This is a genomic window from Streptomyces sp. NBC_00483 (assembly GCF_036013745.1).
GTDB lineage: Bacteria > Actinomycetota > Actinomycetes > Streptomycetales > Streptomycetaceae > Streptomyces.
Window position 1 is genome coordinate 6,190,953 of sequence record NZ_CP107880.1, and the last position, 20,567, is coordinate 6,211,519.

Consider the following 20,567-nt stretch of genomic DNA (forward strand, 5'->3'; position numbering starts at 1 on the left):
CGTACGCATCGTGCGTACGGGGGCTTCGAAGTGTGCGAGTCGCTTACGCCGTTACGAGGCGGACGACTCTGCCGGGCGGATGTAGAGGCGCTGCCCGATGGCGGCGGCCTGCTGAACGATCCGGTTGACGGAGGCGGCGTCCACGACGGTGCTGTCCACGGCGTTGCCGTCGACATCGTCGAGTCGCATGATTTCGAAGCGCATGGGCTTCTCCCTTCGTCTGGTGATCCTCCTGAAGGAGAACTACTGGTGCGGGGCTTCTCAGCTTGGTCCCGCAGTACGGCCGGGCGGTTGCCCGGCCGTTAAGAGTGAATTGCGCAGCAGGGGTGCCGCGCGTTCCTGATGGGTACAACGAGTTGCCCGCTGCAAACATTCCCTACGCTAAGGAAATTTTTCGATCGGCTAATTACTCGTGCGTCATCAGTGCCCGCGAGGGGCCCGTGAGCTGCTGTTTTATGCCGCCGGGTGGCGGTCCCAGAAGGCGGCGAGGGCGGCGGCCGTGGCCCGCGGCCGGTCGGTATTGGGGGAGTGCTCGGCCCCGGCGACGACGGTGCGCTCCGCGCCGAGGCGCGCCGCCATGTCGTCGAGGAGCGGCACGGGCCAGGTGTCGTCCCGCTCGCCCGACAGCACATGTATCGCGAGGCCGAGCGCCGCGAGCTCGTCGACCCGGTCCGGCTCCGTACGCAGCTGCCCCGCCGTGGCGATGAGCTGGGCCGGGCTGTTCCGCATCCAGCGGCGGCGCAGATCCTCGCCGTCACCGCGGAGGTCGGCGGCGTCCTCGGGGGCGTCCAGGCCCTGGATCGCCTCCCACACTTGCGCCATGTCCAGCGCGGCGAGGGCGTCCTGGAGCAGCTTGGCGCGCTCCTGCTGGGGCTGTGCGACGGCGGCGGGGCCCGAGGACATCAGCGTGAGCGAGGCGAACGGGGCGGGGTCCTCGATGACCGCCGCGCGCGCGACGAGCCCGCCGAGCGAGTGGCCCAGCAGATGCACCCGGCCGGTTCCTTCGTCTTGGAGCGCCGCCGCCTGCGCGAGCACGTCGCGCGCCAACTCCCGCTGCTGGTACGGCCGTTCGTCGTCCTTCGGGCCTTCCGACTCGTACTGCCCGCGGCCGTCCACGGCGACGGTCCGGTAACCGGCCGCGCTCAACGGGGCATGCAGCTCGATGAAGTCCTCCTTGCTGCCCGTGAATCCGGGCAGCAGCAGGGCGGTGCCCCGGACCGGGCCCTCGGCCGGCTCGCCGGTGAGCGCGGCGAAGTCGCCCCGGGCGGTGCGGAGGCGGTGCGCACGGGTGCCGGGCGGCGGGGTGAAGGTCGCGGGCCTGCTCATGTGCCGAGATTACGCGCAGCCACCGACAACGAAGGCCCGGACCCCGCAGCAGCGGGATCCGGGCCTTTCGCCGTGGACTGATCAGGCCTCGGGGGCCGCGACCTTCTTGCGCGTACGACGCGGCTTCGCCTCGGCGGGCTCGGCAGCGGGCTCGGCCTTCTTCCGGGTCCGCGCGGGCTTCGCCTCGGCGGTCTCGGCGGCGGGCTCGGCCTTCTTGCGGGTGCGGGTCCGCGTGGCGGGCTTGGCCTCGGCGGCCTCCGCGGTGTCGACGGCGGCTTCGGCCTTCTTGCGCGTACGACGCGGCTTCGCCTCGGTCACCTCGGCCGCTTCGGCGGTCTCGACGACGGGCTCGGCCTTCTTACGCGTACGGGTCCGCGCGGCGGGCTTGGCCTCGGCGGCCTCCGCGGTGTCGACCGCGACCTCCGCCTTCTTCCGCGTCCGCGTGCGGGCCGGCTTCGCCTCGTTCGCGTCCGCCGCCTCGGCGACGGGCTCGGCCTTCTTGCGCGTACGACGCGGCTTCGCCTCGGTCACCTCGACCGCCTCGGCGGTGTCGACGACGGCCTCGGCCTTCTTGCGCGTACGACGCGGCTTCGCCTCGGTCACCTCGACCGCCTCGGCGGTCTCGACGACGGGCTCGGCCTTCTTCCGGGTGCGGGTCCGCGCGGCGGGCTTGGCCTCGGCGGCCTCCGCGGTGTCGACCGCGACCTCCGCCTTCTTCCGCGTACGGGTCCGGGCCGGCTTGGCCTCGGCGACCTCTGCGACCTCAGGGGCCTCGACCGTGTCGACCGCGGCTTCCGCCTTCTTGCGGGTGCGCGCGGGCTTCGCCTTCGGCTCGGCCTGCTCCGGCTCCGCGGCCGCCGGCACGGCTTCCACCGTCTCGACGACGGCCTCGGCCTTCTTGCGCGTACGACGACGCGGCTGGGCGGGGATCTCCGCCTCGACCGTCTCCACGACCGCCTCGGCGGCGGCCACCGGAGCGACCGACGGGGCGCCTGCGCCACCGCGCGTACGACGGCGACGACGCGGCGTCCGCGGCTCGGTGGACTCCTCCGCGGGAGCGGGAACGGACGTCGGAGCGGACGCGGGTGCGGCCGTGGCCTCCCCGGCGCCGACCGGCTCGCCACCGCGCATACGGCGACGGCGGCGCGGCGTGCGCGCCGGGCGCTCACGCTGTTCGCGCTGCTCACGGTCCCGATCGCGGTCACGGTCGCGGTCGCCGCGACCACCACGGCCGCCGCGCGAGGACGAAGCCCCGCGGCCACCGGTCTCGCCCAGGTCCTCGACCTCCTCGGCCCCGAGCCCGGCGCGCGTGCGCTCCGAGCGCGGCAGGACACCCTTGGTGCCGGCCGGGATGCTGAGCTCCTCGTACAGGTGCGGCGAGGACGAGTACGTCTCGACCGGGTCGTTGAAGTCCAGCTCGAGCGCCTTGTTGATCAGCTGCCAGCGCGGGATGTCGTCCCAGTCGACCAGCGTGATCGCGATCCCCTTCTTGCCCGCGCGGCCGGTGCGGCCGATGCGGTGGAGGTACGTCTTCTCGTCCTCCGGGGACTGGTAGTTGATGACGTGCGTGACGCCCTCGACGTCGATACCGCGTGCGGCGACGTCGGTGCAGACGAGCACGTCGACCTTGCCGTTGCGGAACGCGCGCAGCGCCTGCTCGCGCGCGCCCTGGCCGAGGTCACCGTGCACGGCGCCGGACGCGAAGCCGCGCTTCTGCAGCTGCTCGGCGATGTCCGCGGCGGTCCGCTTCGTACGGCAGAAGATCATCGCGAGCCCGCGGCCGTCGGCCTGCAGGATGCGCGAGACCATCTCGGGCTTGTCCATGTTGTGCGCGCGGAAGACGTGCTGCTTGGTGTTCGCGACCGTCTTGCCCTCGTCGTCCGGCGCCGCAGCGCGGATGTGCGTGGGCTGCGACATGTAGCGGCGGGCCAGGCCGATGACGGCGCCCGGCATGGTCGCCGAGAACAGCATCGTCTGACGCTTCGCCGGAAGCATGTTGATGATCCTCTCGACGTCGGGCAGGAAGCCCAGGTCGAGCATCTCGTCGGCCTCGTCGAGGACGAGCGCCTTGACGTGCGAGAGGTTCAGCTTCTTCTGGCCGGCCAGGTCGAGCAGTCGGCCGGGCGTACCGACGACGACGTCGATGCCCTTCTTGAGGGCCTCGACCTGGGGCTCGTACGCACGCCCGCCGTATATGGCGAGGACGCGCACATTGCGCACCTTGCCGGCGGTCAGGAGGTCATTGGTCACCTGCTGGCACAGCTCGCGCGTCGGAACGACGACGAGGGCCTGCGGGGCGTCGGTGAGCTGCTCGGGCGTGGCCCGGCCCGCCTCGACGTCCGCGGGAACGGTGACGCGCTCCAGGAGCGGAAGGCCGAAACCGAGGGTCTTGCCCGTGCCGGTCTTGGCCTGGCCGATGACGTCCGAGCCCGAGAGGGCTACGGGGAGGGTCATCTCCTGGATGGGAAAGGGACTGGTGATGCCGACGGCCTCAAGGGCCTCCGCGGTCTCGGAAAGAATGCCGAGCTGACGGAAAGTCGAAGTCTGCGTAGTCAGGGTGTTGCCTCTTCTGTGAGGTGCGGCGCGAGGCGAACGCGGGGGTCGTGACCGTGCCGGTCTGGTACACCGGACTCGAGCCGCGGTCTGCGGGGATCGGGTGGACCGGATGGCGCGGGACCACTGCCGACGCTCGAGCGCTCGTGCCGCTGAGGGCCCCTCCTCAGATTCGTACGCCTTGTGACGTACGACCCGGAGGGCTGTCGGGTCGGAGCCGATCGGGCCTCCGACCGGGCATCCTCATTCATGAGGCCCGTCCGATGTGCGCGCAAGCGTCTTCACGGCGCCTTGCACTCGGCGGGCTCTTTACCACTGTACCCCGGAAACGCGCATGCGCGATGGCCGAATGGGTCACGTAGCCGTCGTCACACTCCTTGACCAGGGACTTCCGCGACGCGGTGAGCGGGCTATTGTGCGCTTCATGGAGACGCCTGACAACGCCACGCCGACCGCCGAAGCATCCCAAGCAAACCAGGGCCTCACCGGTATCGCCGCCCAGGACTGGGCCACCGCGTCCGCGGACGAGAACTATCGCGCCGCCGTCGTCGACCTGCTGGGCGCGCTCGCGTACGGAGAGCTGGCGGCGTTCGAGCGGCTCGCCGAGGACGCGAAGCTGGCGCCCACGCTGGCCGACAAGGCGGAGCTGGCCAAGATGGCCTCCGCCGAGTTCCACCACTTCGAGCAGCTGAACGACCGGCTCTCGGCGATCGGTGTGGAGCCGACCGAGGCGATGGACCCGTTCGTCGACGCCCTCGACGGCTTCCACCGCCAGACCGCCCCGTCCGACTGGCTCGAGGGCCTGGTCAAGGCGTACGTCGGCGACTCGATCGCGTCCGACTTCTACCGTGAGGTCGCGGCCCGCCTCGACTCCGACAGCCGCTCCCTCGTCCTCGCCGTGCTCGACGACACCGGCCACGCGTCGTTCGCCGTCGAGAAGGTGCGCGCCGCGATCGAGGCCGACCCGCGCGTGGGCGGCCGGCTCGCCCTGTGGGCCCGGCGGCTCATGGGCGAGGCGCTCTCGCAGTCGCAGCGGGTGGTCGCGGACCGGGACGCGCTGTCGACGATGCTGGTCGGAGGCGTGGCCGACGGCTTCGACCTGGCCGAGGTCGGCAAGATGTTCTCGCGGATCACCGAGGCGCACACCAAGCGGATGGCAGCACTCGGCCTCGCCGCTTAGCGACGCCTTCAGGTTCCAGCGGTTCTTGCCGGTTCTTCCAGTTCTTGAGGTTTTCCCGCTCTTGCGGTTCTGCTGCTTCCGCTTCGTCTACGCGTACGGAGTCAGCTGCTGCCGCGCTCTGCCCCGGGTGGGGCGCAGCAGCAGCGAGAGCAGGGCCACGGACATCGCGACCGCGCCCACGAGCGTGGCGATCGCATGGCCTGGTCCCAGCGCGCTGTGCGTGACGAACGCCCCGAACAGGGCGCCCGCGATACCGGTCGGCATCACGAGCGTGCGTGACGGCAGTCGGTGCGGCAGTCGATGGCCCGCCCCGATGGCGAGGGCCATGCCGAGCAGTACGGAGCCGATTGCTTCGAGAAGCATGGTGCGGTTACCTCCCGCGCGGCTGGTGGGTGCACTTCGGACGTAGCCGGTCTACCCCTGGCCTCGCGGCCGCAATCCTCCCCGCCGGGATCGGCTGTGCGCTCGCTGTGAACATGCAAAAGGCCTGATGGCAGCTGTGCCATCAGGCCTTTCACGGTCTGTCCGCGCGTCCCTTCCGGGAGGCTCTACAGCGGGCCGAAGCCCACCTTCCGCGACGACGGTTCACCGAGCTCGACATAGGCGAGGCGCTCGGCGGGGACCAGGACCTTGCGGCCCTTCTCGTCCTTCAGGGAGAGGAGCTGGGACTTGCCGGACAGCGCCGCGGACACTGCGCTCTCGACCTCCTCGGCGGACTGGTCGCTCTCCAGAACGATCTCGCGAGGCGTGTGCAGCACGCCGATCTTGACCTCCACGGCCTTGTCCCTCCGACGATCCGTGATGTGCGCGGAAGACCGCGCCGTACCCAGCAAACATTAGCCCGGCCAGGCGAGACTCCCGGCGCCCCGGCTGCACGCCAAGAGCGAACAGCCGGACGGGAACAAAGTGAGCCGTGTGGTCGGGCCGTGCGCCCAGGCGCGTGCTCAGCGTGCGCGCGGGCGCGTGCTCAGTCGCGGGCGCGTGCTCAGTGCTGCTCTGAGCCGTGCAGCGGGAAGCCCGCGATGCCGCGCCAGGCGAGCGACGTCAGCAGTTGCACCGCCGTGTCGCGCTCGACCGGGCTCGAGCTGGACAGCCAGTAGCGCGCGACGACCTGCGAGACGCCGCCGAGGCCCGTCGCGAGAAGCATCGACTCGTCCTTGGACAGGCCCGTGTCCTCCGCGATCACGTCCGAGATCGCTTCGGCGCACTGCAGGCTGACCCGGTCGACGCGCTCGCGCACCGCCGGCTCGTTCGTCAGGTCGGACTCGAAGACGAGCCGGAACGCGCCGCCCTCGTCCTCCACGTACGCGAAGTAGGCGTCCATGGTCGCCGCGACGCGCTGCTTGTTGTCCGTCGTGGAGGCGAGCGCCGTGCGGACCGACTGCAACAGGGACTCGCAGTGCTGGTCGAGCAGCGCCAGGTAGAGCTCGAGCTTGCCGGGAAAGTGCTGGTAGAGCACCGGCTTGCTGACGCCGGCCCGCTCGGCGATGTCGTCCATCGCGGCCGCGTGGTACCCCTGCGCGACAAAAACCTCCTGGGCAGCTCCCAGAAGTTGATTGCGTCGGGCACGGCGCGGCAGGCGTGTGCCCTTGGGGCGCGCTGCCTCCGTCTGCTCGATGGCTGTCACGCCGCCTCCCAAGATTGTCCGTGCGCGGTGTGCGCCGCGACGCCATCGTACTTTTGGGTAACCCTGATGTGCGCGGTGCGAGCGCAGAATTTCACGGACCGGACTCCTGTGAAAACCGCATGTAGTGAGCCCGATGTCACATCTGTGGTCACAAATGGGTGGATCGTGGCACACCGCTCACCGGTAGTCGTCCTCGTCGATCACGACGACGCGGGCCTGCTCCGCCCGGTCCGCCTCGTTCGCGGTGTCCGGGTCGGCCGCCGCGTCGGGCTCGTCGTCCCGCTCGGGCGCGAGGTCCGTGTGCTGCTCCGCGGCGTCGGCCTCGGGTGTCTCCACGCCCGCCTCGGCGGGGCGGTGCTCCGCGAAGGTCTCGGGGTCGCTCGGGTCGACCGTCATCGATGGCTCCCTTCCTCACCTGTCCGTGCGTGGGCGGGTGCCCTGATTCGAGCGTAGGAGACACCTGATCGGGCCGCTATGCGACCTTTCGTGGATCCCTTGAGTGACGCGGGGGCCTCCTGGGCGAATCCGCCCGGCCGTGCGGCGTTTGGATCTGTGACAGCGAACACGCGATCCACTGCGTGATCGTCTCGTAACATATGTCGCATGTCTTCGACCGAGTCGCCGCGCGTGCCTGCCGTCATCGCCGCCGCCGCGACGCCCACGCCGGGCGCCGTCGAAGTCGCGGAGGGGGAGCGCTTGCGATCGGTCGGGCTCCCCGGCCTGACGCTGTCGGTCAGGGCCCGTCCCGGAGCGTACGAGGGGCTGCCGCCCGCGCTGTACGTGCACGGGCTCGGCGGCTCCTCGCAGAACTGGTCGGCGCTGATGTCGCTGCTCGACGACGCTGTCGACGGGGAGGCGGTCGACCTGCCGGGGTTCGGCGACTCGCCGCCACCGGACGACGGCGACTACTCGGTGACCGGGCACGCGCGCGCGGTCATCCGTTATCTCGACGCGCAGGGGCGCGGCCCCGTGCACCTCTTCGGGAACTCGCTGGGCGGAGCCGTCGCCACGCGCGTGGCCGCCGCGCGTCCCGATCTCGTCCGCACACTGACCCTGGTGTCGCCTGCGCTGCCGGAGATCCGGGTGCAGCGCACCGCCCTGCCGACCGGCCTGCTCGCGGTGCCCGGCGTCGCCCCGCTCTTCACGCGTCTGACGAAGGAGTGGACGCCGGAGCAGCGGGTGCGCGGCGTCATGGCCCTTTGTTACGGGGACCCGAACCGGGTGACGCCCGAGGGCTTCAGAGTGGCCGTGGGGGAAATGGAACGGCGGCTCCAACTGCCGTATTTCTGGGACGCGATGGCCCGCTCCGCGCGCGGCGTCGTGAACGCCTATACGCTCGGCGGGCAGCACGGCCTCTGGCGGCAGGCCGAGCGTGTGCTCGCGCCGACGCAGCTCATCTACGGAGGGCGTGATCTGCTGGTCTCGTACCGGATGGCGGCCCGCGCGGCGCGTGCCTTCCGGGGTTCGAGGCTGCTCACGCTCCCGGACGCGGGGCATGTTGCGATGATGGAGTACCCGGGGACGGTCGCGACGGCGTTCCGGGAACTCCTCGCCGACACCGAAGCGTTGAAGAAGAGGCGCGGGAGCGCCAATAGTGCCGGTGACGCCGCGAGTGACGCGTCCGGCACCGACGACCACACGACATTGGGGAGCTGAGGCGGCCTGTGGGACGGCATAGCCGCCGAGGATCGGCAGACGGCACAGAGGACGCTGTCGACGTACAGGTCGACGTACAGGTAGAGACTGAGGCGCATGCTCCGTCCCGGCCGGGCGTGGGTACAGGGCGCAGGCGAAGGGGGCCCTCCGAGGCGCCGCCCGAGTCGGCTCCGCCGTCGGCGCCCGGACGTTCCCCCTTCTCGGGGCACATGTCGGCGCGTCCGGGGGCCGGGCCGGTGCGTGGCGGCCACCCCGAGGCGCGGGAGCCGGGCGGCGGCTGGGGCGCGTCCGTGCCGCGGGTCGCGGGCCCCGTCGCGTCGGCGCGCGGGCCCGAGCACGGTGTGACGGCTCCCGCCGATTCGGCGCTGCCGGGGCCGCGGCCCCGGCAGGAGCGATCGGATCAGGGCGCATCGGATCAGGGTGCGCAGGGTCAGGGTGCTCCGGGTCGGGGTGCGCCGGGTCGGGGGCACCCGCGGCAGGACTACATCGATGCGTTCGATGCTCCTGCTCATGCTCCTGCGGGTGCGGGCTTCAACGCCCCCGTGGGTAATGCCTCCGCGAGTTTCGAGGCATCCGCGGGTACGGACCCGTACGCGCGCGTGAGTGAGTGGGACGCCGAGCCGCCCGCGCCGCCGGAGGACCAGGACCGGATGTCGGCCGAGTCCGGCGGCGGGCGCGAGAAGCGTGGCAGGGGTATGACCTTCACGGGCATCGCCGCCGCGGCCGTCACCACCGTGCTCGCCGTGGTCGTCGCGGGGCAGGTCGCCGACAGGGACGGCAGCTCCGCGCACGGCGCTCAGGCGCAGGCCGCCGAGGGCGGTCGCCCGGGCGGCGGCTCCACCTCGCGTACGGACGAACGGCCCGCACCGAAGAAGACGGCACAGGCCGCCCCGGCGACGTACGGGCAGAAGATGGCCAAGAAGTACCCGCTCGCGGCGGATCTGAAGGCCTCCGGTGCGTTCACGACGATCCCGGGGGACGACAAGGCGCCGGGCAGCGGGCAGAAGTTCCGCTACCGCGTCGATGTGGAGAAGGGGCTCGGGCTCGACGGGTCGCTGTTCGCTCAGGCGGTGCAGAAGACCCTGAACGACAAGCGGAGTTGGGCCCACGACAGTGCCCGCACCTTCGAGCGGGTCTCCTCCGGGACGCCGGACTTCGTGATCACGCTCGCGAGCCCGGGTACGACGGCCGACTGGTGCGCGAAGTCGGGCCTCGACACGACGGAGGACAACGTGTCGTGCGACTCCGCCGCCACCGACCGCGTGATGATCAACGCGTATCGGTGGGCCCAGGGCTCGAAGACGTACGACGACGTGCTCGGCGACACCGCCATCCACCCGTACCGGCAGATGCTCATCAACCACGAGGTCGGGCACCGGCTCGGTTTCAACCACGTGACCTGCTCGCAGGACGGCTCGCTCGCGCCGGTCATGCAGCAGCAGACCAAGTTCCTGAAATCCGGCGGGATCACGTGCAAGCCCAACCCCTGGGCCTTTCCCAAGGGTTGACGCTACGTAGCTATCCGTAGCCGTTCGATCTCTTAGCGCGACCAAACGTCGCGCGTGCGGGAAAGTTACGCCCGTTCACCCCTTTTGGTGGCGTGATGGACAACCGTCCATCACGCCACCGGCATGTCCGCATACGTTCGTCCCGCTGCGAGCCGCCAATCCAACGGCGGCTCCCTGTACGGGAGATCGGGGGTGTGCGCGTGCGCATCGGAATGCTTACCGAGGGTGGCTATCCGTATGTGAACGGTGAGGCCGGACTCTGGTGCGACCGGCTTGTGCGCGGGCTCGAGCAGCACGAGTTCGACATCTACGCGCTCGCCACCAGCCAGGAGCAGGAGGACGCGGGGTGGCTCGAACTGCCGCCTCAGGTCATGCGCGTGCGGACCGCGCCGATGTGGGCGGCCGGGAGCGAGAGCGGCGCGCGCGACGGCGTGTTCGGGCGGCGGGCCCGGCGCCGGTTCGCCGCGTTGTACCGGGAGCTGGTCGAGGCCGTGGTGTCGGCCGGCGCGACCTCGGATGACCTGGGGGTGAGCGAGGCGGACCGTTTCGCCAACGCGTTGTACGGGCTTGCCGAACTCGCCCGCGACGAGGGCGGTCTCGGCGTCTCCCTTCGTTCCGAGGCTGCCGTGCGCATCCTGGAGCGCGCCTGCCGTGCGCCGGGCGCGCTCCGGGCGGTACGCGCGGCCCGCGTGCCCGATCTGCTCTCCTTCGCCGCGCACGTGGAGCGTGAACTGCGGCCGCTGTCCCTTGACTGGTACGAGGACGGGTCCGGGTTCGATGCCTCGGCGTCGGCCTCGACCTCGGGCCACTCGGCGGGTTCGGCGTCGGTGGCGGTTGCCGGTTCGGCGGCGGGGGAGGCGTCGGGGGCCGGGGCGGGGTCAGGGTCGGTGTCGGGAGCTTCGGCGTCGGCATCGGGTCTGTCGTCGGGTTCTTCTTCGTCTTCGTCTGTGTCTTCGGGTTCGGCTTCGGGCTTCTCCGCGGGGCTGTCCGGAGGGGGCGGGCTCGCGTCCGTCGATCTCTGCCACGCGGCCTCCGGCGGCGCGGCCGCCCTGCCCGGCCTGATCGCCAAGCACTTCTACGGGGTGCCGCTGCTCGTCACGGAGTACGGGGTTCAGCTCAGGGCCCGGTACATCGCCGCGGGCGACGCCGAGTTGAGTGCGCCGGTGCGCGCGCTCCTCGCCGCCTTCCACGGCCGGCTCGCCGCCGAGGTCTACCGGCAGGCCGCCGTGATCACCCCCGGAAACGCGCACGCGCGGCGCTGGCAGGAGCGGTGCGGTGCCGACCGCGCCAAGCTGCGCACCATTCACCCCGGCATGGAGGCCGGCCACTTCGCCGAGGTGGGCGAGCGGGAAGGGCCGGGCGACCCGGACACCCTCGTCTGGGTCGGGCGTATCGACCCCTCCAAGGACCTGATCTCCCTGCTGCACGCGTTCTCCGAGATCCGCAAGGAAGAGCCGAAGGCCCGGCTGCGCATCGTGGGGGTGCCGGAGGCGGGATCGGTTCCGGGCGCCGGAGCGGGCGCGGGCGCGGGACTTGTGGACGGCGGCGGATGGCCGGCCGACGGGTTCGTCTCCGGAAGGCCGGTCGGTGGGCACGGCGGCGGCGCGGACGCCTCGGATCTCACGGCGGACCGCGAGGCCGCGCTGTACCTCGGGCATTGCAAGGCCCTCGCCGCGCAGCTCTTCCCGGACGAGGCGGAGGGGATCCACGCCGTGGGCGAGAACCCCGTCACCTTCGAGGAGCTGGGCGCCCCCGAGGCCCCCGACCTCGCCGATGTCTACGGCTCCTGTGGCGTCGTCGTCCTGTCCAGCGTCGTCGAAGGCTTCCCGATGAGCCTGGTCGAGGCCATGTTCTGCGGGCGCGCGACGGTGTCCACGGACGCGGGCGCCGTCGTCGAGGTGATCGGTGGCACGGGTCTCGTGGTGCCGCCGCGCAATCCGCGCGCGCTCGCCGAGGCGTGTGTGGCGCTGCTGCGCGACCCCGCACGGCGCGAACGGCTCGGTGCGGCGGCACGGGCGCGCGCCCTGGAGCTGTTCACCGCCGAACAGAACATCGCGGCATTTCACAGCATTTACCTGGAGATCGTCTCGCGCTGCCCGGTGCGCCGGGACGTCGTCGACGACGCGGGCGCCCCGTTGCCGTTCGCCTACCCGCCGGAGGCTCATGTGCCGGGCCGCTGGACCACGCAGAGCACGGGTGAGCGGGGCGGTGCGTGGCTGGCCGGGCGCTCGGGCAGTGCTGCCGGGACCAGTTGGGGAGCCGATGGCGGTGCGCGTGAGCAGTTGGCCGGGATGACACAGGGCTGCGGGGAGGCGGACGGATGACCGGGCGTATCAGCGAACGCACAAGTGAGCGTGCCGCGTTCGGCGCCACCGATACCGGGGGCGACGCCGATGCGCCCCGAGTGCCGGTGAGCGCCGGAGCGTGGGGCGCCGGGTCGGCGGAGGCGCTGGGCGGCGACCCGGCCTCCACGGAACAGGTCGACCTGGAGGTCTCGGAGGACTTGGAGGATCTGGAGGACCTGGATGTGGGATTGTTGCGTGATCCCGCTGCGTGGCGGTCGTCCGTTCTTGAGGACGGGGACGGGGACGGTGCCCGGGGTCGCCCCGGTGGTGCGGGTGATGCGGGTGGCGACGGAGCGGGTGGTGGTGCCGTTGCCGGTGTCGCCGGCTTCTTTGGCGCCGGGCCCCGCGACGTGGAGCGGAGTGGCGTCGAGCTCAGTGACGTCGAGCCGCGCGGCATCGAGTCCGGTGGTGCCGACACCAGTGGTACCGAAACCCGCAGCGCCGATTCCCGCAGCGCCGATTCCCGCAGCGCCGATTCCCGCAGCGCCGATTCCCGCAGCGCCGATTCCCGTGACGACGACTCCCGTACGGAGGCCGACCACCGTGCCGATGTCGCGCGGATCGTCGGTCCGCGCGGCGCCGACTCCCGTGACGCCGACTCTCGTGGCGCCAACTTCCGCCCCGCTCACCGCCGTTCCGGTGCCGACCCGGTCAAGGGGCTGATGCACCGGCACCATGAACTGTGCGAGCGGGCCGTCGACCCACTGGAGATCGCCGCGGGTCTTGAGGCCCACGGCGTCACCGACAGGACCGCCGCCCGCTTCCGCCACAAGGACGTGTTCTCGCTCGCCGAGGAGATGTACGCCCGTGCGTCGAGGGACGGCGACCCGTACGAGCCCGTCGTCGAGGTCTCCGGATCCGCCCCGGGCCGGCGCGGACTGTGGGCCGGACTCGCGCTGCTGCCGGGCGCCGTCTGCGCGCTCACGCTGTTCGGCCTGCACGCCACGGCGGGCACCGCACGCCTGGCCATCGGCCTCGCCGGGGCGCTCGCCACCCTCGTCGCCCTGCGCGCGACGCTGCGCCACGGGCCGCTGCGCGCGGTCGACGGCCCCTCCGCCCCCTCGGCCCGGCTCTGGTCCTGCTGGCTGCTCGCGTACGCGCTCCTCGGCGACGGCCTCCTCGACGCCGCGCTCGCGGGCGGGCCCGACGAGCCCTGGGCCCCCGCGACCGCGCCGCTGGTCGCGCTCGCCGTCGCCGTGGCACCGGCCACCTGGTGCGCCCAGCTCTTCTCGGGCGGAGCGCGGCGCCGCCTCGCCACGAGCCACGGGCTCGCCGAATTCGCCGCCTCCGTACGCCCGTTGCTCCTCGGGGCCGTGACCCTGTTCGCGCTCTCCCTCGTCGCGCTCCTCGTGTCGGCCGGGGTCGTACTCGACGAGAAGGTGGACTACGCCGGAGTGGGCGCCCTGGGCGTTCTGCTGCTGCTCGCCCGCCTCCTCGCCGCGCACCGACGTACGCACGCACCCGCTGTCGCGCTGGGCGCCGCCGTCGCCGTCGAAGTCCTGGCTGTCGCCACGGTCTTCGCCGCACGGCTGCCCGGTTGCGACGTCCTGGGCCTGCCCGTCGAGACCGCGGTCGACGCGGTCGGCACGGGCGTCGTGCCGACGGTCGCCTGCGCCGTCGCCGCCCTCGTCCTCCTCGTGCACGCCACCCGCACCCTGACCCGGGCCTCCGCCCACGCGAACGCGGGCGACCCGATCGGCTGGGCGCCATGACCGCCATCCCCGGCTTCGCCGCCTCCATCGAGCGCGCCGTGCCACCGCGTCCAGTACTCGCCAGATGACCAGGACCACCCGGGGCCCGCGGGGCCGACACCGCGGGCCCATCCGAAGACCCAGGGCAAACCCCATAAGGAGAACGCCAGATGACCACCCCTCCTCCCGGAGGCGCCGGATACGCCGGATACTCCGGACCTCACGGGCAGCGCGGAATCCACGACCGGTGCGCCCCGCGCGCGGCGCGCGGAGTGCGCGGCGCCCTCGGAGCGCACCGAGGGACCGGAGCGCGACCCCTGGGAGGCACCCGATGAGAGTTCTGCTGATCGGAGCCAACGGGTATCTGGGCCGCTTCGTCACCGACCGCCTGCTGGCCGACCCCGCCGTGCAGCTGACCACGCTCGGCCGGGGCGACGACGCCGACGTCCGCTTCGACCTCGCCACCGGCAGCCCGGGCGCCCTCACCCGCTTCCTGGACGCCGTCCACCCCGGAGTGGTCATCAACTGCGCCGGCGCCACCCGCGGCGGTGCCCGCGAACTCACCCGGCACAACACCGTCGCCGTCGCCACCGTCTGTGAGGCCCTTCGGCGCAGCGGCTGCGGTGCCCGTCTCGTGCAGATCGGCTGCGGCGCCGAGTACGGGCCCTCGCAGCCCGGCTCGTCCACTGCGGAGGACGCGGTGCCCCGGCCCGGCGGCCCGTACGGCGTCAGCAAGCTCGCCGCCACCGAACTCGTCCTCGGATCCGGCCTCGACGCCGTCGTCCTGCGCGTCTTCTCGCCCGCAGGGCCCGGCACCCCGGCCGGATCCCCGCTCGGCCGGCTCGCCGAGGCGATGCGCCGCGCCATGCAGGCCGGCGACGGCGAACTGAAGCTGGGCGGTCTCGGCGCACAGCGCGACTTCATCGACGTACGAGACGTGGCGCGCGCCGTGCACGCCGCGTCGCTCTCCGCCGCGCAGGGCGTCATCAACATCGGCTCGGGCCGCGCCGTGCGCCTGCGGGACGCCGCCGCCGTGCTCGCCCGCGTCGCCGGTTTCGGTGGATCCCTCCACGAACTCGATGGCCCCGCCGTCGGGATGAGGCCATCCGTAGGCCACCCCCGAACCGAATCAGACCACGGGATGCCTCCCGGGCCGAGCGCGTATCCGTACCCCGACGGCTGCGGCGGTTGGCAGCAGGCCGACGTGCGTACGGCCCGCGACCGGCTCGGCTGGCGTCCCCGCATCAACCTCGAAGAGTCCCTCGCCGACATCTGGATGGAGGCGGCATGCCGTATCTGACCCCGACCGCGACCGGCCTGGCGAGCACCGACGTACGACTCGGCTTCGGCATCCCCGGTTTCGCGCACCCCCTCGTCGCACCCGCGGAGTGGGCCGAACTCACCCGTCCCGCAACGCCTTTGCACTGGGTTGTTCTGAATGTCGCCAATGGCCCGGGATCCCGCCCCGACCAGCACTGCCTGGAAGCGGCGGGACGGCTCCGGCAGGCCGGGGTGCGTGTCCTTGGTCACTTGGACCTGATCCATGGCGCCCGCTCCTTCGGTGAACTCGTCTCCGACGCGCACCGCTTCCTCGACTGGTACCAGGTGGACGGCTTCTACTTCGACCGCTGCCCCACCGAGCGGGCCGCGCTCCCCGAGGTCCGGCGCGCCGGCACGACCCTGCGCGCCCTCGTCGACGACGCGCACATCGTGTTCAACCACGGCACCCACCCGTACCCCGGATACGCCGAGAGCGCCGACCAGTTGGTGACCTTCTCCGGCCCCTGGAGCGACTACCGCTGGTCCCAGGTCGCCGAGTGGACCGCCGACTATCCGCACGAGCGGTTCTGCCACTTCGTCCACGGAATGCCCCTCGGCCACCTCGAGGAGGCGCTGCGCATCGCGCGTTGGCAGGGTGCGGGCACGATCTACTTCACCGATCACACGGACCGGGGCGGCTCGACCGACCCCTGGGAGGCGATGCCCGGTTACTGGGACGAAATCGTCTCGCGCATCGGACGCGGTGTCTCGGAATGAAGGGGGGCGTGGCAGTGTTACAGACGGAACAACCGTACGTAGATACCGACCAACGGAGTCCCCGTGTCGCTGCCACCCCTGGTCGAGCCAGCTGCTGAGCTCACCGTAGACGAGGTCCGCAGGTACTCCCGCCACCTGATCATCCCGGATGTCGGGATGGACGGGCAGAAGCGGCTGAAGAACGCCAAGGTGCTCTGTGTGGGCGCCGGTGGCCTTGGCTCGCCGGCCCTCATGTACCTGGCCGCTGCTGGCGTGGGCACGCTCGGCATCGTGGAGTTCGACGAGGTCGACGAGTCGAACCTGCAGCGCCAGATCATCCACAGCCAGGCCGACATCGGCCGGTCCAAGGCGGAGTCCGCGAAGGACTCGGTCCTCGGCATCAACCCGTACGTGAACGTGATCCTTCACGAGGAGCGGCTCGAGGCCGACAACGTGATGGACATGTTCAGCCAGTACGACCTGATCGTCGACGGCACGGACAACTTCGCGACGCGCTACCTCGTCAACGACGCGTGCGTGCTGCTCAACAAGCCCTACGTGTGGGGTTCCATCTACCGCTTCGACGGCCAGGCCTCGGTCTTCTGGTCCGAGCACGGGCCGTGCTACCGCTGCCTGTACCCGGAGCCCCCGCCCCCCGGCATGGTCCCCTCCTGCGCCGAGGGCGGCGTCCTGGGCGTGCTGTGCGCGTCCATCGGCTCCATCCAGGTCACCGAGGCGATCAAGGTCCTGGCCGGCGTGGGTGACCCGCTGGTCGGCCGCCTGATGATCTACGACGCCCTCGAGATGCAGTACCGCCAGGTCAAGGTCCGCAAGGACCCCGACTGCGCGGTCTGCGGCCCGAACGCGACCGTCACCGAGCTCATCGACTACGAGGCCTTCTGCGGCGTCGTGTCCGATGAGGCGCAGGAGGCCGCCGCCGGTGCCACGATCACTCCCAAGCAGCTCAAGGAGTGGATCGACGACGGCGAGAGCATCGAGATCATCGACGTCCGCGAGCCGAACGAGTACGAGATCGTCTCCATCCCGGGCGCCAAGCTGATCCCGAAGAACGAGTTCCTCATGGGCACGGCCCTGGAGAACATGCCGCAGGACAAGAAGATCGTCTTGCATTGCAAGACGGGTGTCCGCAGTGCGGAAGTTCTCGCCGTGCTGAAGTCCGCGGGCTTCTCGGACGCCGTGCACGTCGGCGGCGGCGTCATCGGCTGGGTCAACCAGATCGAGCCGGACAAGCCGGTCTACTGAGCCTCGGCTCGGTCGCTGTGAGCTGATCGGACGGGCCTCGCGCACTGTGCGCGAGGCCCGTCCGCCGTTTCGGGACGGACGCTCGCGGTCAGGAGCACACCTTGCCGTCGCGCGGTATTCGCCCCTCCAGGAGATACGCGTCGACCGCCGAGTCGACGCAGGCGCTGCCGGAGCCGTACGCTCCGTGCCCCTCGCCCTTCCACGTCAGCTCGATGCCGACGCCTTTGCCCAGCTCATCGGCCATGCGGCGGGCTCCTTCGTAGAGAGTCGCCGGATCGCCGGTGTTGCCCACGACAAGGACCGGCGCCGCGCCCCGCGCGCTCACGTCCGGGTCGTCCCACTGGCCCGGAACCGGCCAGTCATGGCACCAAACTCCCGTGTCCCAGCCCATGTACGGCCCGAACACGGGCGAGATCTTCCGGAACTTCGCGAGCCGCTCCTTCGTCTCCCGCACCGTGGGACGCGCCTTGTCGTCGAGGCAGGAGATCGCCCGCTGAGAGTGGCTCGTCGTGTCGTAACGCCCGCTCGCGTCACGGTTGTTGTACGAGTCGGCGAGCGCGAGCAGGGTGGTGCCTTCGCCCCGCTCCGCGTCCCGCAGGCCTCGCGTCAGGGCGGTCCAGCTGGTCTCGCTGTACAGGGTGGTCGCGATGCCGGTCGTCGCGAGCGACTCGTTCAACTCGCGGCCGCCCGGGACCGGCAGAGGTTTCGCGTCGAGCTTCTTGAGGAGCGCGGCGACCTCACGCGTACCCTCCCGGGGGTCCTTGCCGCGTGACCTGAAGTAGCTGTCGAGGGCCCGCCGGAATCCTCGGGCCTGATTCTCGGCCTGGCCGATGCGTCCAACGGTCGGGTCGACCACGGCATCCAGGGTGAGGCGACCGACCTTGTCGGGGAACAAGTGGGCGTAGATTCCGCCCAGTTCGGTGCCGTAGGAGACGCCCATGTAGTGCAGCTTCTTGTCCCCGAGGGCCTGACGCATCAGATCCATGTCGCGCGCGGCCTCGGTGGTCGACACATGGGCGAGCAGTGCGCCGGCCTGCTCGCTGCAGCCCTTGCCGAACGCGACGGCATCCTGGAGATACGCCGTCTCCTCCGCTTTGGTGTCAGGGGTGAGGTCGAGGGACTCGGCGGCCTGCGTCTCCTTGTCGCTTCGACACCGCAGCCCGCGGCTTGCCGAGACGCCGCGCGGATCGAAGCCCACCAGGTCGTAGCGCTCGCGCAGCTTGGCGTACTGCGGGGCGAGGGCCGGCAGCAGATCCATTCCGGAGACGCCGGGGCCGCCGAAGTTGAACAGCAGGGACCCGATCCGCTCGCCCCGGTCGCCCCGAGCCTTGGTGCGGATGAGGGCGACGTCGATCGTGGGCCCGGTCGGCTCTGCATGGTCGAGTGGCGCCTTGAGCGTCGCGCACTGCCAGTCGGAGCCGGGCGCGGGCGAGCCCGCGTGCGCACGGCAACGGCCCCAGTCGAGGTGCTGGTCGGTGAGTGACGAGGGGAGGGCGGGGGAGTCGCCGTCGCCCGGTGCCACGTCGGCGGGGTGTGAGGCGGAGGCCGACGGTGGCTTCGCCTCGCCTCCGTCGGCGCTCTCGCCCGAACCGCTGCAACCCGCGACCGGACCGGCCGTCAGTACGACGGACGCGGCCAGGGCGAGCGCGCGGACGGCCCTTCCCCAGCGTGTGCGTGCGCCCGCGGGCGCACACGAATCCTGTGCCGCCATGGCACCTCCCCCCTCAACTGCCCCCGTTCGAAAGACAGTCAAGCCATCGTAGGAGCGCCCACGGGCATCCGGCTCGGCCTGTGGACAACTCCTGGATCACTTGCAGACCGTTCCCTCGTTCGGGGGCTTCCCGCTGAGGAGGTAGGTGTTCACGGCGCCGTGCACGCACTTGTTTCCGCTGTCGTAGGCCCCGTGCCCCTGGCCGTCGTACGTCAACTCGACGCCCACGTCCTTGCCGAGCGCGTCGACCATCTTCCGCGCCCCCTCGTACGGGGTGGCCGGGTCGCCGGTGTTGCCGACGACGAGGATCGGGGCGGAACCGGTCGCGCTGACGTCCGGGTGCTCGGCGGCCCCGTCGACGGCCCAGCCGGAGCAGTTGAGCATGCCCCAGGCCAGGTAGTCGCCGAACATCGAGGACGCCTCGCGGAACTCCGGCAGCTTCGCCTCGACGTCCTTCGCCGTGTAGCGGGGCTTGTCGTCGGCGCAGTTGATGGCGATGTTGGCGGCCTGCATATTGCTGTACCTGCCGTCCTCGTTGCGCCCGTTCATCGAGTCGGACAATGCCATGAGGATCTTGCCGTCACCGTTGTAGGCCTGCTGGAGGCCCTCGGTCAGGTACTCCCAGAAGTCCTGCGAGTACAGGGCCTGCGCGACCCCGTTGGTCGCCGCGGTCTGCGTGAGGTCGCGCGGGAAGATGCCCGGGATCGGCTTCTCCTCGAGCTCGTCGAACAGCTTGGCGATCTTGGTCTTGACGTCCTGCGGAGTGTCCCCGACGGGGCAGTCCTCGGCCTGGGAGGTGCAGTGCTTCGCGTAGTTGTCGAGGGCGAGCTGGAACCCCTTCGCCTGGCCGAGCGCCCCTTCCTCCGGGTCCTGGGTGGGGTCGACGACGCCGTCGAACACGGCGCGGCCCATCTTCTTGGGGAACAAGTGGGCATAGACGCCGCCCAGTTCGGTGCCGTAGGAGATGCCGAAGTAGTGCAGCTTCTTGTCGCCGAGGACCTGGCGCATGAGATCCATGTCGCGGGCCGCGTCCGTGGTGCGTACGTGGGGGAGGACCTTGTCGGAGTTCTTCTCGCACGTGCCGTTGAACGTCTTGATGTTGTCGACGAGCTTCTTCTGCTCCGCGGTGTCGTCCGGCGTCGAGTCCTGTTGGAAGTACTCGTCGAGCTGTTTGTCGTCCTCGCATGTGACGCCCGCGCTGCCGCCCACCCCGCGCGGGTCGAAGCTGACGAGGTCGTAGCGGGTGCGCAGCTTCGCGTACTCGGAGCCGAAGGCCGGGAGGGTGGTGACCCCGGAGCCGCCGGGACCGCCGAAGTTGAAGATCAGCGAGCCGATCCGCTTGTCCTTGTCTCCGCTCGCCTTGGCACGGATCAACGCCAGGTCGATCGTGTCGCCCTTTGGTTCGTCCCAGTCGAGTGGCGCCTTCATGGTGGAGCACTGCCACTCGGCGCCGCCGGGAAGCGGGGAAGGCGCGTCTCCGCCGCCCTGGGACTCCGCGGGCGCGGGGCAGTCCTTCCAGCTCAGCTCCTGGGACGGAAGATCCACGTCGTCCTCCGTGTCGCTGCTGCACGCCGCGAGCGAGACGGACAGCAGGGTGGCGGCGGTCAGGGCAGCGGTACGGGACCAGGACGGATTGGGCATGCGTCCATCCTGCGGCGGCGGGGTGCGGGGCGCTCGGGCTGCGGGCTGTG

17 protein-coding genes are annotated in these 20,567 nt (G+C 71.2%); 8 read left to right on the forward strand and 9 right to left on the reverse strand.

Features of this window, described 5'->3' with window-relative positions; all coding sequences use genetic code 11:
* Window positions 1–51 precede the first annotated feature (51 nt).
* From OHA73_RS27915 to OHA73_RS27925, 3 genes are all read right to left on the reverse strand, one after another.
* On the reverse strand, window positions 52–204 hold the full coding sequence (locus OHA73_RS27915) for a hypothetical protein (protein ID WP_266713800.1): 153 nt from the start codon (window positions 202–204) through the stop codon (window positions 52–54).
* Window positions 205–453: 249 nt separating this feature from the next.
* Window positions 454–1,326, reverse strand: coding sequence for an alpha/beta fold hydrolase (locus OHA73_RS27920; protein ID WP_327656419.1), 873 nt, complete (start codon window positions 1,324–1,326; stop codon window positions 454–456).
* 81 nt (window positions 1,327–1,407) lie between these two features.
* Entirely contained in the window at window positions 1,408–3,780 is a 2,373-nt protein-coding gene (locus OHA73_RS27925) for a DEAD/DEAH box helicase (protein WP_327656420.1), read from the reverse strand.
* A gap of 514 nt (window positions 3,781–4,294) precedes the next feature.
* On the opposite strand from OHA73_RS27925, the gene OHA73_RS27930 reads away from it, so the two are divergent.
* Window positions 4,295–5,059, forward strand: coding sequence for a ferritin-like fold-containing protein (locus OHA73_RS27930; protein ID WP_266718842.1), 765 nt, complete (start codon window positions 4,295–4,297; stop codon window positions 5,057–5,059).
* 87 nt (window positions 5,060–5,146) lie between these two features.
* Here the strand turns inward: OHA73_RS27930 and OHA73_RS27935 are convergent, their stop codons facing one another.
* The 4 genes from OHA73_RS27935 to OHA73_RS27950 all read right to left on the reverse strand — a co-directional run bounded on the left by OHA73_RS27935 (window position 5,147) and on the right by OHA73_RS27950 (window position 7,082).
* Window positions 5,147–5,422, reverse strand: coding sequence for a hypothetical protein (locus OHA73_RS27935; protein ID WP_266713806.1), 276 nt, complete (start codon window positions 5,420–5,422; stop codon window positions 5,147–5,149).
* A gap of 185 nt (window positions 5,423–5,607) precedes the next feature.
* Complete coding sequence (locus OHA73_RS27940; RefSeq protein ID WP_266713808.1) at window positions 5,608–5,835, reverse strand: DUF3107 domain-containing protein; 228 nt, start codon at window positions 5,833–5,835, stop codon at window positions 5,608–5,610.
* 209 nt (window positions 5,836–6,044) lie between these two features.
* A complete protein-coding gene (locus OHA73_RS27945) occupies window positions 6,045–6,686 on the reverse strand; it encodes a TetR/AcrR family transcriptional regulator (RefSeq protein ID WP_266713810.1) in 642 nt (213 codons plus the stop codon).
* Between the two features lie 177 nt (window positions 6,687–6,863).
* Complete coding sequence (locus OHA73_RS27950) at window positions 6,864–7,082, reverse strand: hypothetical protein (protein ID WP_266713812.1); 219 nt, start codon at window positions 7,080–7,082, stop codon at window positions 6,864–6,866.
* Window positions 7,083–7,289: 207 nt separating this feature from the next.
* On the opposite strand from OHA73_RS27950, the gene OHA73_RS27955 reads away from it, so the two are divergent.
* The 7 genes from OHA73_RS27955 to moeZ all read left to right on the forward strand — a co-directional run bounded on the left by OHA73_RS27955 (window position 7,290) and on the right by moeZ (window position 17,165).
* Window positions 7,290–8,342: an alpha/beta fold hydrolase gene (locus OHA73_RS27955; RefSeq protein WP_327656421.1), complete on the forward strand. Its 1,053-nt coding sequence runs from the start codon at window positions 7,290–7,292 to the stop codon at window positions 8,340–8,342.
* Between the two features lie 8 nt (window positions 8,343–8,350).
* Window positions 8,351–9,850, forward strand: coding sequence for a DUF3152 domain-containing protein (locus OHA73_RS27960; protein ID WP_327656422.1), 1,500 nt, complete (start codon window positions 8,351–8,353; stop codon window positions 9,848–9,850).
* 200 nt (window positions 9,851–10,050) lie between these two features.
* Complete coding sequence (locus OHA73_RS27965) at window positions 10,051–12,174, forward strand: DUF3492 domain-containing protein (protein ID WP_327656423.1); 2,124 nt, start codon at window positions 10,051–10,053, stop codon at window positions 12,172–12,174.
* Entirely contained in the window at window positions 12,171–13,907 is a 1,737-nt protein-coding gene (locus OHA73_RS27970) for a hypothetical protein (protein WP_327656424.1), read from the forward strand. Before OHA73_RS27965 ends, OHA73_RS27970 begins: the two co-directional genes overlap by 4 nt.
* Window positions 13,908–14,217: 310 nt before the next feature.
* On the forward strand, window positions 14,218–15,186 hold the full coding sequence (locus OHA73_RS27975) for an NAD-dependent epimerase/dehydratase family protein (RefSeq protein WP_266713818.1): 969 nt from the start codon (window positions 14,218–14,220) through the stop codon (window positions 15,184–15,186).
* Window positions 15,174–15,923: a spherulation-specific family 4 protein gene (locus OHA73_RS27980; protein WP_327656425.1), complete on the forward strand. Its 750-nt coding sequence runs from the start codon at window positions 15,174–15,176 to the stop codon at window positions 15,921–15,923. Before OHA73_RS27975 ends, OHA73_RS27980 begins: the two co-directional genes overlap by 13 nt.
* Before the next feature lie 63 nt (window positions 15,924–15,986).
* Window positions 15,987–17,165: an adenylyltransferase/sulfurtransferase MoeZ gene (gene moeZ, locus OHA73_RS27985; RefSeq protein ID WP_266713822.1), complete on the forward strand. Its 1,179-nt coding sequence runs from the start codon at window positions 15,987–15,989 to the stop codon at window positions 17,163–17,165.
* Between the two features lie 88 nt (window positions 17,166–17,253).
* On the opposite strand, the gene OHA73_RS27990 is transcribed toward moeZ, so the two are convergent.
* Complete coding sequence (locus OHA73_RS27990) at window positions 17,254–18,876, reverse strand: alpha/beta hydrolase (RefSeq protein ID WP_327656426.1); 1,623 nt, start codon at window positions 18,874–18,876, stop codon at window positions 17,254–17,256.
* A 96-nt stretch (window positions 18,877–18,972) separates the two neighbouring features.
* Window positions 18,973–20,517, reverse strand: coding sequence for an alpha/beta hydrolase (locus tag OHA73_RS27995; protein ID WP_327656427.1), 1,545 nt, complete (start codon window positions 20,515–20,517; stop codon window positions 18,973–18,975).
* Window positions 20,518–20,567 lie beyond the last annotated feature (50 nt).